Annotated in this window: 14 protein-coding genes; 4 read left to right on the plus strand and 10 right to left on the minus strand. The window is 35.7% G+C overall.

The features are described 5' to 3' along the window. Nucleotide 1: 1 nt before the first annotated feature. From fusA to J7604_RS05540, 6 genes are all read right to left on the minus strand, one after another. Entirely contained in the window at nt 2–2,107 is a 2,106-nt protein-coding gene (gene fusA, locus J7604_RS05515) for an elongation factor G (RefSeq protein ID WP_293892293.1), read from the minus strand. Between the two features lie 17 nt (nt 2,108–2,124). Continuing rightward, nucleotides 2,125–2,592, minus strand: a complete 468-nt coding sequence (gene rpsG / locus J7604_RS05520) for a 30S ribosomal protein S7 (RefSeq protein ID WP_028981537.1) — start codon at nt 2,590–2,592, stop codon at nt 2,125–2,127. Nucleotides 2,593–2,598: 6 nt separating this feature from the next. Beyond that, nucleotides 2,599–3,015 (minus strand): 30S ribosomal protein S12, encoded by a 417-nt coding sequence (gene rpsL, locus J7604_RS05525; RefSeq protein WP_028981536.1) that lies wholly within the window; start codon nt 3,013–3,015, stop codon nt 2,599–2,601. Nucleotides 3,016–3,207: 192 nt separating this feature from the next. Continuing rightward, complete coding sequence (locus tag J7604_RS05530; RefSeq protein ID WP_293892300.1) at nt 3,208–7,455, minus strand: CHAT domain-containing protein; 4,248 nt, start codon at nt 7,453–7,455, stop codon at nt 3,208–3,210. A gap of 137 nt (nt 7,456–7,592) precedes the next feature. Further along, nucleotides 7,593–8,201, minus strand: a complete 609-nt coding sequence (locus J7604_RS05535; RefSeq protein ID WP_293892303.1) for an acetyltransferase — start codon at nt 8,199–8,201, stop codon at nt 7,593–7,595. Nucleotides 8,202–8,204: 3 nt separating this feature from the next. After that, nucleotides 8,205–8,789, minus strand: a complete 585-nt coding sequence (locus tag J7604_RS05540) for a sugar transferase (RefSeq protein ID WP_293892307.1) — start codon at nt 8,787–8,789, stop codon at nt 8,205–8,207. Between the two features lie 72 nt (nt 8,790–8,861). Here J7604_RS05540 and ispE point away from each other — a divergent pair, with 72 nt between their 5' ends. Further along, nucleotides 8,862–9,668 carry a 4-(cytidine 5'-diphospho)-2-C-methyl-D-erythritol kinase gene (ispE, locus tag J7604_RS05545; protein ID WP_293892310.1) on the plus strand — a complete coding sequence of 269 codons (807 nt, stop codon included), beginning with the start codon at nt 8,862–8,864 and terminating at the stop codon, nt 9,666–9,668. Here ispE and J7604_RS05550 read toward each other — a convergent pair whose 3' ends face one another. Next, nucleotides 9,669–10,742, minus strand: a complete 1,074-nt coding sequence (locus J7604_RS05550; RefSeq protein WP_293892313.1) for an LptF/LptG family permease — start codon at nt 10,740–10,742, stop codon at nt 9,669–9,671. Nucleotides 10,743–10,753: 11 nt separating this feature from the next. Beyond that, the gene (tgt, locus tag J7604_RS05555; RefSeq protein WP_293892316.1) at nt 10,754–11,884 is read right to left on the minus strand and encodes a tRNA guanosine(34) transglycosylase Tgt; all 1,131 of its coding nucleotides are present in this window, start codon (nt 11,882–11,884) and stop codon (nt 10,754–10,756) included. A 66-nt stretch (nt 11,885–11,950) separates the two neighbouring features. Here tgt and J7604_RS05560 point away from each other — a divergent pair, with 66 nt between their 5' ends. From J7604_RS05560 to rsmG, 3 genes are read left to right on the plus strand one after another with little or no spacing between them, the layout of a single operon-like run. Next, complete coding sequence (locus tag J7604_RS05560; RefSeq protein ID WP_293892319.1) at nt 11,951–13,051, plus strand: glycosyltransferase; 1,101 nt, start codon at nt 11,951–11,953, stop codon at nt 13,049–13,051. After that, entirely contained in the window at nt 13,042–13,653 is a 612-nt protein-coding gene (locus tag J7604_RS05565; protein WP_028981529.1) for a sigma-70 family RNA polymerase sigma factor, read from the plus strand. Before J7604_RS05560 ends, J7604_RS05565 begins: the two co-directional genes overlap by 10 nt. Before the next feature lie 3 nt (nt 13,654–13,656). Then, the gene (rsmG, locus tag J7604_RS05570; RefSeq protein ID WP_293892324.1) at nt 13,657–14,286 is read left to right on the plus strand and encodes a 16S rRNA (guanine(527)-N(7))-methyltransferase RsmG; all 630 of its coding nucleotides are present in this window, start codon (nt 13,657–13,659) and stop codon (nt 14,284–14,286) included. Nucleotides 14,287–14,316: 30 nt separating this feature from the next. On the opposite strand, the gene ahcY is transcribed toward rsmG, so the two are convergent. Next, nucleotides 14,317–15,624: an adenosylhomocysteinase gene (ahcY, locus tag J7604_RS05575; RefSeq protein ID WP_293892327.1), complete on the minus strand. Its 1,308-nt coding sequence runs from the start codon at nt 15,622–15,624 to the stop codon at nt 14,317–14,319. A gap of 89 nt (nt 15,625–15,713) precedes the next feature. Beyond that, a complete protein-coding gene (locus J7604_RS05580) occupies nt 15,714–16,484 on the minus strand; it encodes a biotin--[acetyl-CoA-carboxylase] ligase (protein WP_293892330.1) in 771 nt (256 codons plus the stop codon). Nucleotides 16,485–16,501 lie beyond the last annotated feature (17 nt).

The raw sequence follows: 16,501 nt of genomic DNA on the forward strand, positions 1-16,501 counted from the left end.
ATTATTTCGTTACTGCTGCTCCTTTTACTTTTGCTATAATTGAATCTGCTAAGTTACTAGGAACAAATTCATAATGAGAGAATGTCAATGTTGCTGTTGCACGACCTGAAGAAAGTGTTCTTAAGTCTGTTATGTACCCGAATAGTTCACTTAATGGAACATCAGCTTTGATAACTTGACCACCTGCTTTAGTATCCATCCCTTTCATAAGTCCTCTTCTTCTGTTCAAGTCTCCAGTGATAGATCCCATGTATTCATCAGGGCAAATTACTTCAACACTCATGATTGGTTCCATCAATTTAGGCCCTGCCTGTCTAGCAGCTTCTCTGAAACCACCTCTCGCAGCAAGTTCAAATGATAGTGCATCGGAATCGACATCATGGAAAGAACCATGGAATAATCTAACTCTCATTGCCTCAATCGGATAACCTGCTAAAGGACCATTTTTCATGGCATCGTTAAAGCCTTTTTGTATCGGAGCAATAAATTCTCTTGGAATAACACCACCAACAATTTCGTTAGCAAAGTCAAGACCTGTTTTATCATCCAATCTAGGTCCAAGTTCAAAATTAATGTCGGCAAATTTACCTTTACCTCCAGTTTGTTTCTTGTAAACCTCTCTGTGTTCAAAGTTTTTAGTAAGAGCTTCTTTGTAAGCAACCTGAGGCGCGCCTTGGTTGATCTCAACTTTAAACTCTCTTCTCATCCTGTCGATGATAATCTCCAGGTGAAGTTCTCCCATTCCTCTAAGGATCGTCTGACCAGTTTCTTGGTCTGTAGAAACATGTAAAGTAGGATCTTCTTCTACGAGTTTAGCTATAGCCATACCCATTTTATCAACATCTGCTTGAGTTTTTGGCTCAATAGCATATCCGATAACAGGGTCAGGGAAGGTCATTGATTCTAGAACGATTTTCGCTTTCTCATCACAAAGAGTATCTCCTGTCTTGATATCTTTAAATCCAACTACAGCTCCGATATCACCTGCACCTAAACGTTCTATTTGATTTTGCTTATTTGCGTGCATTTGGAATACACGAGAAATACGCTCCTTACTTTCAGATCTAGAGTTAAATACATAAGATCCTGACTCTAGTACTCCAGAATATGCTCTGATGAAACAAAGACGACCAACATAAGGGTCAGTAGCAATTTTAAATGCTAGTGCTGCAAATGGTTCTTTTTCATCTGGCTTGCGGGAAATTTCATTTCCTGAATCTGGATCTGTTCCTTTGATATTTTCTTTATCTAAAGGAGAAGGAAGCAAGGCCATAACATAATCCAACATTGTTTGAACTCCTTTATTCTTAAAGGAAGAACCACAAAGCATTGGAACCACTTTCATTGCAATAACTGCCTTTCTAAGGGCGGTAAGAATTTCTGCTTCAGTGATAGAGTTAGGATCATCGAAATATTTCTCCATGATCTTATCATCAAATTCAGCAACAGCTTCAAGTAATTTTTCTCTATACTCTACAGCCTCATCCATCATATCTGCAGGGATAGGTACTTCTTTGAAAGTCATACCTTTATCATGCTCATTCCACTCAATTCCGCGGAAGTTTACAAGATCCACAACACCTCTAAAATTGTCCTCAGATCCAATTGGTAGCTGAAGAGCTACAGCATGGCTGCCAAGAATTTCCTTAACTTGTTTGCAAACATTTAAGAAATCAGCACCAGCTCTATCCATTTTATTTACGAAACCTAAACGAGCAACATTATAGTTGTTTGCAAGTCTCCAGTTCGTTTCTGATTGCGGCTCAACACCGTCTACAGCGCTAAATAAGAAAACAAGACCATCCAATACACGTAGGGAACGGTTTACTTCAACAGTAAAATCCACGTGACCCGGCGTATCAATAATATTTACATGATATTTTTCGTTTCTATAGTTCCAGTTAACTGTAGTTGCAGCAGATGTAATTGTAATACCTCTCTCCTGCTCCTGTGCCATCCAGTCCATAGTAGCCGCACCATCGTGAACCTCCCCTATTTTGTGGCTCACTCCTGAATAGTAAAGTATACGCTCAGTTGTTGTGGTTTTTCCAGCATCAATGTGCGCAGCAATACCTATATTTCTTGTATATTTTAAATCGCGTGCCATTTAATTTCTATAGAAAATTATATTCTGAAATGTGAAAATGCTCTGTTCGCCTCAGCCATTCTGTGAGTATCGTCTTTCTTCTTCACAGCAGCTCCCTCACCTTTAGACGCAGCGATGATTTCGCCTGCCAGACGCTCAGTCATAGTTTTTTCACCTCTGCCTCTTGCATACTGAATAAGCCATTTCATACCCAGCGCCGCTTTTCTTTCTGGTCTTACTTCAGTAGGAACCTGGAAAGTAGCACCACCAACACGACGGCTCTTTACTTCAACATGAGGACTTACATTATTTAACGCTTTTCTCCAGACTTCAAGCCCGTTTTCTTTGGTTCTGTTTTCTACTAAGTCGCATGCAGAATAAAAAATATCATATGCGATACTTTTCTTTCCATCATACATCAAAGAGTTTACAAATTTAGTCACCAATGTATCCCTGAACTTAGGATCAGGCAGAAGGTATCTCTTTTTAGGTTTAGCCTTTCTCATAACGTATTATTTCTTTTTACCTTTTGCAGCAGGGGTTTTAGCAGCAGCACCTGGCTTAGGTCTTTTAGCACCGTATTTTGATCTTGATTGTAATCTTCCATTTACACCTGCGGTATCAAGGGCACCTCTTACAATATGGTATCTTACTCCCGGCAAGTCTTTTACTCTTCCGCCTCTGATTAGCACTATCGAGTGCTCTTGTAGGTTATGACCTTCTCCCGGAATATAAGCGTTAACTTCCTTTCCGTTAGTCAACCTTACCCTGGCAACCTTTCTCATTGCAGAGTTCGGCTTTTTAGGAGTGGTGGTGTATACCCTTGTACATACTCCCCTTCTTTGTGGACACGAATCCAGCGCGGGAGATTTAGATTTAGAGGTCAGTTTCTCTCTACCTTTTCTTACTAATTGTTGTATAGTAGGCATTTACTTAAAAAGAATTAAATCCCTTATTTTTTTTGGAAGGGCAAAGATACGGAAATTAGAATCTTTTGCAAAAACTATATTTTATATTTTTTTGAAAAAATTGTTATTAAACTTCTAAAAAAAGCATAACTATTTATTTATAAGCATTTTATAACAAAAAACTATCTTGATCATAAGAGAAAATTTATTTTTTTATTCTGCTCCCACCATAATAAAAGCTCCCCAATAGATCGGATCCTTATATTTCTCTTTAATTAATCTCTTAGCTTCCAAAAATGATTTTCTTTTAGATCCTGTAGTGATCCATCTATCATAAAATGCAGTCATAAGGTCCTTTGTCACTTCATCTGAAACTTTAAATAAACTCATTATTACTGAATTTGCTCCGGCAATCAAAAAGGCTCTTTGCAAACCACATACTCCTTCGCCTAACTGTATCTTACCTACGCCTGTTTCGCAGGCACTCAATACCACTAAATCTGTATGATCGAGATATAAATTCATTGCTTCATAGGCAGTTAAAATACCATCCTCTGAATTCAATTTATATATATTATCTTTTGCAAGTAGTACCCCGCCATTTTTTAGCAATAAACCTGACCTCAATAAAGGATTTTGTAAGTTCTTGTCTGTAAATCCGTCGTGATATCCTTTCTCCATGTCCTCCATGAAAAATCCATGAGTTGCAATATGGAATACTTTGGGATCTTTTATTGCTTTGAGATTTTCTTCTGTGGCTTCATTATTCAAATAAGTTTCCGTTTCCCATCCGCTTTTGATAAGCAATTCACTTAAGTGTTTTATCTCTCCTTCTGCTCCTGGAAGTTGGGGTATCTTTTTACCATCTGCTAAACTTAGTGATGTCTTAAAATATAAAGAATCTTTAGTCTTTGAGTCATTAGTGTCTTCATAATACGTTGGATTACCAAATAACCTTATCTTGTTCACCAACTCCGTAGCGGTAACATTCTTTTTCTCCGACTTGATTTTATTAACTCTTATCAGATCCTTTGTATTGCTGACAAGAACAATGTCGTACTGATTTAATAAATAAGTTTTATCAGGAGCACAAATTGTTTCCAGGTTTATCTGGTTATAGACACCATCACCAGAAAGGTAAACTGTGGAATTTTGTTTTATGGAGTTATTAAAAGGCTTCCAAAATTTTTCAAAAGAGAATTGATCCTCTACATTAAGCTTGATACAATTTCTATAATAGTTGAGATATTTATTCTCCAGGTCATTGCCATTAGGTATTAGAATCAACTCTGGTAACTTTGAATTCTCATTGACAATAAGGCCAGCATAAAGTACTGAATCAGAAAAGTCTTTTTCGAAGTATCTGAATCTTATTACTTCTACAGCATATTCATTAGGCTTCAAAAGGCTTTTAACCTGTTTCCAATCTACATCCGACTTTTCGTAATTCACCTGGAAGGATTCAGACTTTTCACTTAAGTCTTTTTCAAGAATTTCTATTTCTTTTTCTAAAAGCTTTACATCTATATTATTCTCCTTCTGTTGCTCTACATTCATAGATAAAGCTGATGTCAGAAATTCTTTCTTTTCTATCCAACTTTCATATTTTTTTATTAACTCCTGATTGTTGCTGCTAAGAATTCTTTCTTTTACTTTAATTGATGAATTTAATAAAATTGCTTTTGTTTTAAGATTAAAGTTGTAGACGTTTTGAAGCAACTCGGGATTTTCCTTTGAGAATTTTATTGCAAGTGTGTTATAAAATTCAAAGTCATCTTTGATCAGGTTCCAAAATTTATTTTTCTCTCTATCACTTAGTGAAGGGAAATACTTTTTGATAAATTTTAAATCAGCAAGAGTGGTTTCGTCAAGGCATTTAACTGCTGCTTTGTAATCATTTAAAATGAACGCCATCTGTCCTTCTTTACTGAGAGCTTTGATATAATCCGGATGTTCACTATCAAAAATTTTCCCATAGAGATTCTTACTGTTCGCAAAGGATTCTTTGGCATCTGAAAATTTCTCTTCTTTTGAGAAGTATATACCTCTAGTAAATGCGGCCTCTGCAGAATGGATATTTACACTTCCCAGCTTTGAAATCCAGATTTTATTAGCATTGCTAAGAAATTCTTCGGCTGATTGATTTTTCCCATTTTCAATGTAAAACATTGACAAGTTTTTCAACACTTCTGCATAATTCAAATTATTGTTCCCTAGACAAGTATTGATTATAGAAATTGCTTCAGTGAATAATTTTTCTGCTTCAGGATCATGTGGGTTGTTATAAAACTTCACCATAGCAAGGTCGTTCAAAGTTGAGGCGACCTGTAAGTGATTTTTACCGTAACAGACTATCTGGATTGCAAGTGCATTGTTTCCTGCTTCCTCAGCTTTATCATAATCACCAATTGCAGTATAAATTTTCAACAGCAATTTGATATTTTCAGCATGAATGACTGAGTTTGTTCCAAAAATTTCTTCACTGATTTTATATGCTCTTCTTACTAATTTTTCTGCTTTATTATAATCTCCAGTAATCAGGTAAAGGTTACCCAGCTGGCTCAGAGGATTGATAAGACTTCGGTGTTTTACCCCGAATTTCCCTTCACGTATCTTAATAATCTCTAATAGGGATTTCTCCGTTGCAGCATAGTTCCCTATAAGAATATTTAAGTTTGTAAGTTCATCTGAGATGGTAGATACTTTTTCATTTTCATTCGCATTCTTAGTAATCTTTATTGCTTTTTTCAAAGTCTTCTCCGCTTCACGGAGTTTGCCTTGTACAGTGTAGAACTTTGAAAGTGTTTCAAGACTATGTGTATAGTCTATATTTTTGTCATTGTTATTTTGCGAATTAAAAAATGCTAGAGATTTATTAATATTCTCTTCTGCTTCATTGTACTTTCCTAGCAAAAGCTGTAGGGACGCATATTTTTCCAGGAAAATCGCATATTGCATGGAAGGATTTCCATAGTTTCTTTCTACTATTGATTTTGCATGGTCAAGTGTAATTAATGCCTTCTCATATTTATCCCTAAATTGATAAAGTTTAGCCTGACTATATAATCCTTCAATGTATTGAAGATTATTGTGAGGCACCTCTTTTTCCAAAACATCATTCAGACTGGATACAAAGATCTTTTCTGCTCTTGAGAATTGATCACCATAGCTAACAATATATTTAGCCTCTTCCACCAGTCCCATATGATAATTTGGGGCATCTTTTCCATATGCATTCAGATTAATTTCTGAGATCTTCTTTAAAGTTGATTCTGCAGCAAGGAAATCTTCATTTTCAATTTGAGATTTATACAACAGCTCAAGGACTCCAGCTCTTTTTATATGATTTTCCGGAAAAACAATCTTCTCTCTAAGAATAGATTGAAATTTTGCCTGAGCTCTGGGATAATCTTTTTCCCGAAAAATCCTAGCTGCAACAATAAGCTGAGTTCTAACGAAAGCGTAGTTTTCTTTGCCATAAAATCTTTTTATTCTAGCTTCTAATTGTTTTTCCCGCTTACTGGCCTTTCTGGAATGTCCTGCTTTTCTGAGTGTGGGAATCAGCTTTTCATAATAGCTAATTGCATGCTTACTATGGACTTTATATTTTACATCTTTGCTTTTGTATGAGCTTTTTAAAGCTTTGGCAAATTTGGTCCCGGCCCTGGAAGCATCTCCCCTATTTTCATAGATTAAACCTTTTAAATACAGAGCTCGCGAATATTCAATCTTCTTCTTACCTAGGTTTGATGAGATCCATTTTAAATTTATACTAATAAGAGAATCTGCATTCTTAAAATCTGAATTTTTAATTTTTATTTCACTTAAAAGATTTACAGCTCTGGCTATATCAGACTTTTTATCTTTTATTTCTTTCGAGCTCAATTTTGCTTTGACACCAAAAGGATTTGCCAGAATATCCTTCCGAAGTTTTACCAATTCAACTGAAGACAACTCTGCTTTCTTGTAATATCCCATTTTAAACAGGACCAGACTTTCTCTTTCTTGAATATCCGCCTTGAGGTCAGGATGCTTGATTTTGTTCTCTAATAGCTTTTTTGCACTTTCAATAAGGCTTGCAGCTTTTAAGTATTCTCCATATTCGCTAAATGCAGAAATTCCTTCAAGGCAAGTGTGAATATATAAAACCGTATCTTTTTGGTCTGCTTTCGTCAGATTTGCAGATCCAGTCTCTGCACACTGCTTATATTCTTCAAATCTGCCAAGCGCATCATAAACTTTGGCTATTTTAAAATTTATTCGAGCTGCTGTCAGGAAGTCATTCGGGTTTTCTGAGGATTTGGCAAGAATATTTTTTGCTTTTTGAAGCGCAAGCTTGTAATCTCCCTTGTTATAATCTCTATCAACCTTTGCAAAGTCTTCTTCTTTAATACCTGAGGAAAATGAAAACTGAAATGAAACAAAAGATATGAATATCAAAAGAAGTTGGGACTTTCTCATAGAAAAGTTTTGATCAAAATACTGAATTGTGACTAGTTAAATTTACAGTATTTTGATCTACGGGAAAAGTCCTATTGAAGATTTGGCATAAATGACTGTTAATACTTCCCAATAAAATCAGTCCTTAAAAATTCAATTTATACGGTTTTGGTAAGTAATTTGACCACCTTTGCGGGAATACCTTCGACTACGGAATATTCCGGCACATCTTCGGTAACGACTGAACCAGGAGAGATTACGGCCCATTTACCTATTTCAACATTTGGAGATACAATAGCTCCCGCTCCAACAGCCGCTCCCTCTTCAATTTTGGCATAACCTCCAATTATAGCTCCTGGACCTATATTTACATAATCACCAATCTGGCATTCAAAATCAATTTTTGCCCCCATATTGATTATGCAATGTTTCCCAACAGTCGTTCCCGCCTGAATTATAGCCCCTTGAAAAATAATTGTCCCTTCTTCCTGACTTACATATTTAGAAATAATAGCTTGAGGATGAATAACAGAGGCAAATTCATGCACAATTTTGGGAACCAAATTTTTACGCAGTAAATTATCTTCTATTGCAATGAGAATAGATTCATTTATGCTGAACTCTTTATTGTAAGGTCCGATAATAGGGGTATTATCTAATTCCAAATCGCGTTTGAAGTCGTCAAAAATAAAATAAACTTCCTTTTCAGAGGCTTTAGCACATTCTTTAACAACTTTTGCAAAACTGTCGGCACCGTATAATAGCATATCTCAATTCCCTTTAAACTTTTCAACTAACTCACCGGAAGCTGTGTTTACCCCATGTCCGGAAATAATTCTTCCGACGGTTAAATAGGTAATTTTCGCATCCAGTAAGAAAGAGCAATTATTAACATAAAAAATATCTAATTCAAATTTTCTTTTCCAGTTAATGGCGTTTCTTCCATTTACCTGTGCCCAGCCTGTAATTCCAGGTTTAACGTTGTGGCGTCTCGCCTGGTCCTCATTATACAGCGGTAGATATTCAATCAGCAAGGGACGAGGACCAATAAGACTCATATCTCCCTTAAGGACATTTATTAATTGCGGCAATTCGTCAAGGCTAGTCCTTCTTAAAATTTTACCAATAAATGTAAGGTCAGGAATTTCCTCATTGGCTACATTATGCCTAGTTCGGAATTTAATGATTTTAAATGACTGGCCTTTGAAACCTGCACGATTTTGAAGATAAAATATGGGGCCAGTATTAAATATCAATATCAGTGCTGCAATTAACAAAAACAAGGGTAAAAAAAACACTAGTGCCAAAAAAGAAAAGGTCACATCAAAAACAGGTTTTAGAATCCTTTGATACATTGTTATTTTTTGGTCTAACGAATTTTAAGCGTTTTTTCTATTTTTGTCTTAAAAATAGCTTCTATTTAATTAATGATTGCTTTCCCTAATGCCAAAATTAATCTTGGATTAAATATAGTTTCCAAAAGACCTGATGGTTTTCACAATCTTGAAACATGTTTTTATCCTGTAAAAATTTTTGATTCCCTTGAAATTCTTCATTCCGATCAGTTTGAGTTTACTCATTCTGGTATAGAAAGTTCTTCCGGAGAAGACAATCTTGTGATAAAGGCTTACAGAGCAATGCAAAAGAAATATGGTATTGGTCAAGTAAAGATTCATCTTCACAAGGCAATTCCAATGGGGGCTGGCTTGGGTGGAGGTTCTTCAGATGCCGCTTTTGCAGTCAAGCTTCTCAATGAATTATTTCAACTTGATCTTTCAACAACTGAAATGGAAGCTATAGTTGCGCCAATCGGCAGTGACTGTCCATTCTTTGTGAATAATAAAGCAGTAATAGGAAAAGAAAAAGGAAATGTATTTTCTCCCGTAAATCTGTCTTTAGATGGTTATTATGGATTATTAATATTTCCCCCTTTTGGAGTTTCTACAAAGGAAGCTTATAGTAAAGTTAAACCCATCCTCCCTCGATATCCAGTGCAAGAAGTTATACAAGGTGACATTTCACAATGGAAAGATAAGTTACATAACGACTTTGAAGATTCCGTTTTCGGAATTTATCCTATGCTAAATGATATCAAGGAAAAACTGTATTCCTCTGGAGCGATATATGCCTGCATGAGCGGAAGTGGATCTACAATGTTCGGAATATTTACCGACAAAAATCAACTTCATAATATATCGATATCAGGCTGCACTACGTTTTCTTTTCCTTTCTAATTACCTGGGAAGTGTTTTATACATTATTAACCCTATCGAAGCAAACACCAAATTAGGAAGCCACGCAGCCAACAGAGGACTGAGGGTTCCTGCATTTGCAATACTTCGGCTCATAATTACAAATATGATATAGATAAAGGCTAGTAGGAACCCAAATGCAATCTGAAAGCCTGCCCCTTCTCTTGTCTTTCTTGCAGAAACCACCACTCCAATTACCGTAAGGATAATGATAGCAAAAGGATATGTATACCGTTCATACATCTCAATTTCATATACTGCTACACTTTCAACACCTTTTTCTCTAAGCTCCTTTATATAGGATTTGAGCTCTGGTAGTGTAAATGTTTCATGAAGCAAATAAGTACTTTCAAAATCTTTAGGATAGAGGTTTATCGTAGTATCAGTGCGGGTTCCAAAACTGATAGATTCCTTGCCATCTACAAACTTTCTGATCATGTAATTTTCCAGTTCCCACTTTTTCTTTTCAGGCAACCAAGTAATCCTCATCGCTTTCAGTTTGCTTTTCAAATTTTTTCCGTCAATTGATTCTAAAGTAAACTGATAACCAGTGCTGATCTGGTTATTATAACTTTCCATGTAGACATAGGTCTCTGGGGCTATCTTGAGATGCACATTTCTGCCTTCATAGAAAAACTGATCTTTTACATATACATTTTCAAAAGCAACCCTTTCCTTATTGGCTCTTGGCAAAAGCCATCCGATAAGAATGAAGATAAAAACTGCAATCATGCTGGCCCCCATAATGTATGGTAACAACATCCTTCTAAAGCTGATGCCTCCGTTCAGAATTGCAATAATTTCAGTATGCGAGGCCATCTTTGCTGTTACGAACACCGTCGCTATAAATACAGTAATCGGGCTCAACATATTAGCTATGTATGGCGCAAAATTCATATAATACTTCATTACCAGGTGAAAGGGTGCATGGCTATTAATGAAGTCATCATTTTTCTCAGTAAAATCAATCACACATATAATCGCCACTAAAAGTATTACTGTAAAAAAGAAAGCACTTAAAAACTTTTTTAAGATGTATCTGTCTATAATTTTCACTTTAAATCAGTTTATAGTCTGGTCATTATTTTTTTAACAGTCAAGTCTTTCCATTCAGAAAATGTTCCCTCTTCAATTTTAGTTCTGGCTTCGTTCATCAACCAAAGGTAAAATGTAAGGTTTTGTAAAGTTGCAATCTGGGCACCTAAAATTTCTTTTGAAGCTACCAGATGTCTTAGATAAGCTTTTGTATAATAATTATTTAAGAAAGAAGGCAGTCCTGGATCAATTTCTGAAAAGTCACTTTTCCATTTTTCATTTTTTATATTGATAATTCCCTCTGTTGTAAAAATCATTCCATTTCTGGCATTTCTAGTAGGCATAACACAGTCGAACATATCAATTCCCAAAGCTATAGACTCTAGTAAATTTGCCGGAGTTCCAACTCCCATTAAATATCTTGGTTTTTCCCAAGGAAGGACTGAACAAACGATCTCCGTCATTTCGTACATAATCTCAGCAGGTTCTCCCACAGATAATCCACCTATAGCATTTCCTTCACGATTAAATGAAGCAATTTTCTCAGCCGAAGCCAGCCTCAGATCTTTGAAGCAACTTCCTTGAACAATTGGAAATAAAGTCTGATTATAGCCATAATTAGGTTTTGTAGAATCAAATCTATCGCAACATCTTTTCAACCAGCGATGGGTCATGTCCATAGACTTCCTTGCATACTTGTATTCACAAGGATATGGTGTACATTCGTCAAATGCCATGATGATATCCGCACCAATGGTTCTTTGAATATCCATTACATTTTCCGGAGTAAAGGTATGTTTGCTCCCGTCTATGTGAGAAGCAAAAGTTACACCTTCTTCTTTAATTTTTCTGGTGCCAGATAATGAATACACTTGATATCCGCCGCTATCTGTTAAAATAGGTCTGTTCCATCCATTGAATTTATGAATACCTCCAGCCTGAGACAGAACATCTAAACCTGGACGCAAATATAAATGATATGTGTTCCCTAATATGATCTGAGCGTTAATATCGCTTTCCAGTTCTCTTTGGTGGATACTTTTAACTGTTCCGGCAGTTCCCACAGGCATAAAAATAGGAGTTTTGATTTCTCCGTGGTCTGTTTGAATTGTCCCTGTCCTTGCTTTACTTTTTTTGTCTGTTGATTGTATTTTAAATACCATTCTTCCTAATTCAATTCCACAAAAATATCGTAATTCTTATTAATTTTAATTTTTAATTTTCGCCTGATGGGGATTCTTACTGTTTTATTTATAATATCCGCGATCATTCAGGTTGTCTATATACTTTGTGTATTTTCCCGGCTTTGGTTTTATACCGAAAATCTAAAGTCAGGAGAAACAGTAAAAGTAAGCCTAATTATCTGTGCCAGAAACGAAAAAGAGAACTTAGCCAAACTTATCCCTAATCTATTAAATCAAAAATACCCCGATTTTGAAGTTATTCTTGTTAATGATCGGTCTGAAGATGATACTCAGGAATTTATTGAAAAACATTTTTTGCAAGATTCAAAGTTCAGATTAATAAATATAGATTCTTTGCCGCTCGGTTGGAATGGGAAAAAATATGCTTTAAAACAAGGGAGCAATCTTGCAGAGGGTGAAATCATACTTCTTACAGATGCCGATTGTCTCCCTGCTTCAGAATTCTGGATTAAATCGGTGACTGAAAATTTTACTTCAGAAATTTCATTGGTCCTTGGTTATTCCCCTTATTCAAAAGAAAATACTTTTTTGAATAAAATAATACGCTATGAAACCGTTTATACAGCAATGCAATACTTCTCCCTGTCATTAGCCGGGATGACATATATGGGAGTTGGCAGAAACCTTGCCTACCGAAAACATACTCTTGTACAATCCAACTCCCTGGATAAATATAGGAGTGTGCAAGGAGGCGATGATGATCTTACAGTACAGGAAATTTCAAAATATTCACAAACAGCTATCACAATTAAAAAATGTAGTCAGACTATTTCCATACCAAAAAACACTTACAGACAATGGTTTAAACAGAAACTGCGACACCTAGCCGTAGGAAAACTTTATACCCCAAAAAGCAAACTAATTTTAGGAACATTCGTAATGGCCAATTTGGGATTTTATGCTAGCTTTTTGTTGTTGGTTTATCTTGAAAGTATTCATCAAATTATTATAATTGTATTTATTTTGAGAACTTTGTTGATAATTTCTAATTTTGTGTTGATAACTCGAAAGCTAAAAGATTCCTTAGCATGGTATTGGTTCCCCATTTTAGATTTCTTTTATTATCTAAATTATCTTTTGGTTGGCATATCTGCCTTATTTTCAAGAAAAATTAAATGGATTTAAGTAATAAGCAATTTTCAGAAAAGGCTAAAAAAGATTTTCAACTTATAGAGCTTGCCAAGGAGCACGGAGATGAAAAAGCCTACGCAGAATTAATGCAAAGGTATAAAAAGCCTGTTTACCATATGATTCTCAAAATGGTAAGAAATGTTGACGATGCCGAAGATCTTACTATTGAAGCATTTGCCAAAGCATTCAAAAATCTGAAAAAATTCAATCCTGAGTTTACATTCAGTACATGGCTTTTCCGGATTGCTACCAATAATTGTATCGATTTTATCCGAAAGAAAAAGCTTGACACATTTAGTATCAGCAATACTTTCAAGGATGACAATGGGGACAATGTTGACATTGATATAAAAGATGCCAGCCTAAATCCTCAGGAAGAGGCTATCAAATCTGAGAAAGTTGAAATCATTCAGACAATAGTAACGAAACTACCACCAAAGTATCAGGTACTGGTAAAGCTGAGATATTTCAATGAACTTTCTTATGAAGAAATTGCAGCCGAAATAGATGCACCTCTAGGAACTGTAAAGGCCCAATTACACAGAGCACGAGAACTTCTCTATGACCTGGTAAAAAACAGAAAAGACGCTATCTAGACTTTGGATTTAATTAAAAAATACTTTCCTGAATTATCTCCGGATCAAATTGCCAAATTTGAAAAGTTAGGAGATCTTTACAAAGAATGGAATCAAAAGATCAATGTTATTTCACGTAAAGACATTGATCTTTTGTATGAACGTCATATCCTTCACTCTTTGGCAATTGCCAAAGTCATTCAATTTAAACCTCAGACAACCGTTCTTGATATTGGCACAGGAGGAGGATTTCCAGGAATACCATTAGCTATATTCTTCCCGGAAACAGACTTTTTACTAGTCGACTCTATTGGGAAAAAGATAAAGGTGGTAGAAGAAGTAAGCTCTGGAGCAGGTTTATCTAATGTTACAGCAAGGCAAGCGAGGGCAGAGCAAATTCCCGAAAAATTCGACTTTGTTGTTAGCCGCGCCGTTACTACGCTAGCTGAAATTGGGAAATGGGCAAAAGGCAAATACTTAAAAGGTGGATTTAATGATCTTGATAATGGTCTTCTTTACCTTAAAGGCGGAGATCTTACTGAAGAGGTGAAAAATATAAAATCCTTTCAGATTACTGATATAAGTAAATTCTTTGAAGAAGAGTTTTTCGATACAAAAAAAGTAGTCTATGTACCTGCTACAGGATGGAAATAAAAAAAGCCCCGAATCGGGGCTTTTTTTATTTTAGTATCTGTAAGAATCAGATTTAAACGGACCTTCCACCGCGACACCAATATATTTGGCTTGATCAGGAGAAAGGACATCCAACTCAACCCCAATTTTTGCAAGGTGAAGACTAGCAACTTTTTCATCCAGGTGCTTAGGCAAAGTATAAACTTTGTTTTCATACTTAGATGCATTCTGCCAAAGTTCAAGCTGAGCCAGAGTTTGATTAGTGAAAGAGTTAGACATTACAAAAGACGGGTGACCTGTTGCACAACCAAGATTTACAAGTCTTCCTTCTGCAAGCACGATAACATCTTTACCTTTTACAGTATATTTATCAACCTGAGGTTTAATGGTATCTTTTGTAGAACCATAGTTTTTATTTAACCATGCCATGTCGATTTCATTGTCAAAATGACCAATGTTACAAACAATGGCTTTGTCTTTCATTGACTCGAAGTGTCTTCCTACAATAATATCCTTATTTCCTGTTGCAGTAACAACAATATCAGCTCTCTTTACTGCATCATCCATTTTCTTCACTTCAAATCCATCCATTGCAGCTTGAAGAGCACAGATTGGATCTATTTCAGTAACAATAACTCTTGCTCCTGCACCTCTTAAAGACTGTGCAGAACCTTTTCCTACATCTCCATAACCGGCAACTACAGCTACTTTACCAGCCATCATAATGTCTGTTGCTCTTCTGATAGAATCTACCAGAGATTCTTTACATCCATATTTATTGTCAAATTTAGACTTTGTTACAGAATCATTGATATTGATTGCAGGAAGAGGAAGTGTTCCTTTTTTCACACGCTCATGTAATCTCAATACTCCAGTTGTAGTTTCTTCAGAAATTCCTCTGATGCCTTTAACTAGTTCAGGATATTTGTCTAATACCATATTAGTTAAATCTCCTCCATCATCAAGGATCATGTTGAGAGGTTTTCTTTCTTCACCAAAAAACAATGTCTGCTCAATGCACCAGTCAAACTCCTCCTCGTTCATGCCTTTCCAAGCATATACAGATGTTCCTGCAGCAGCAATTGCAGCAGCAGCATGATCTTGTGTAGAAAAGATGTTACAAGATGACCAGGTAACTTCTGCACCTAATTCGATAAGTGTTTCAATTAGTACAGCAGTTTGAATTGTCATGTGAAGGCAGCCTGCAATTCTGGCACCTTTCAAAGGTTTAGAAGGACCAAACTCTTTTCTTACAGACATTAAACCCGGCATCTCGGCTTCTGCCAGTTCTATTTCTTTTCTACCCCACTCAGCCAGGGAAAAGTCTTTAACTTTGTATTTGATATACGTCTCAACCATTGATAGCAAAAGTTTAAATTATGTTTAGATTTATTTTTTTCTCTTTAGCAAATATACCCACTTGGCTTGTTAAATTCAACGAAAGCAGATCATTTGTCCATAAAATTCAGGAATTCAACCTCTTTAAACTGAAATGAGTGTGTATTTCCATTTTCTTTAATTAAAAGTTGACCTATTTCATCTACCCCAATAATCATCCCCTTAAAAACAGTTTCTTTTGTCTTATAAAAACCTGCTTCACCTCGCTTGTATAAATCCTCAATATACCTGCTTTTTAGCCTATCGATTCCACCAGTTCTAAGTTGAAGGTAATTTCTTTCCAGAATCACGAAAAATTCATTTACTAGAATATTCCTATCAAATTCTTTTTCGAGCTCTCTGGCCAACGAAGTAGCTTTGCCTTCTGAAAATTCGATCTGATTGATATTTATGCCAATTCCTACTATTGAAGTTTCTATTGTAGAAGATTTAATAAAATTTTGTATTAAAATTCCGCAAATTTTCTTATCCTCAAAAAAAATATCATTGGGCCATTTCACCTTGACCTTTTTTCCCAGATAAGTTGTTAGCAACTCAGATACTGCAAGTGAGATTGTAATATTCAGCTGAAACTGCTCTGTAGGAGAAAGAAAAGAAGGTTTTAAAATGATTGAAAACATCAGATTTTTTCCTTCTTGAGATTCCCATGAATTTCCCCTTTGCCCCTTTCCTGCTGTTTGGAAATTAGCAATGATAGTTGTTCCTTCCGTAGTACTTGGATGATGAATCATTTCCGCAGCGATGTCATTGGTCGAATGACAAGATGGCAGATAAATCAAAGGTTTTCCGATAAAAAGCGTGTTGGCTGTAATATTGTACAAGGTATTTATATATTTGT

The sequence above is a fragment of the Sporocytophaga sp. genome, from assembly GCF_017745095.1.
Lineage (GTDB): Bacteria > Bacteroidota > Bacteroidia > Cytophagales > Cytophagaceae > Sporocytophaga.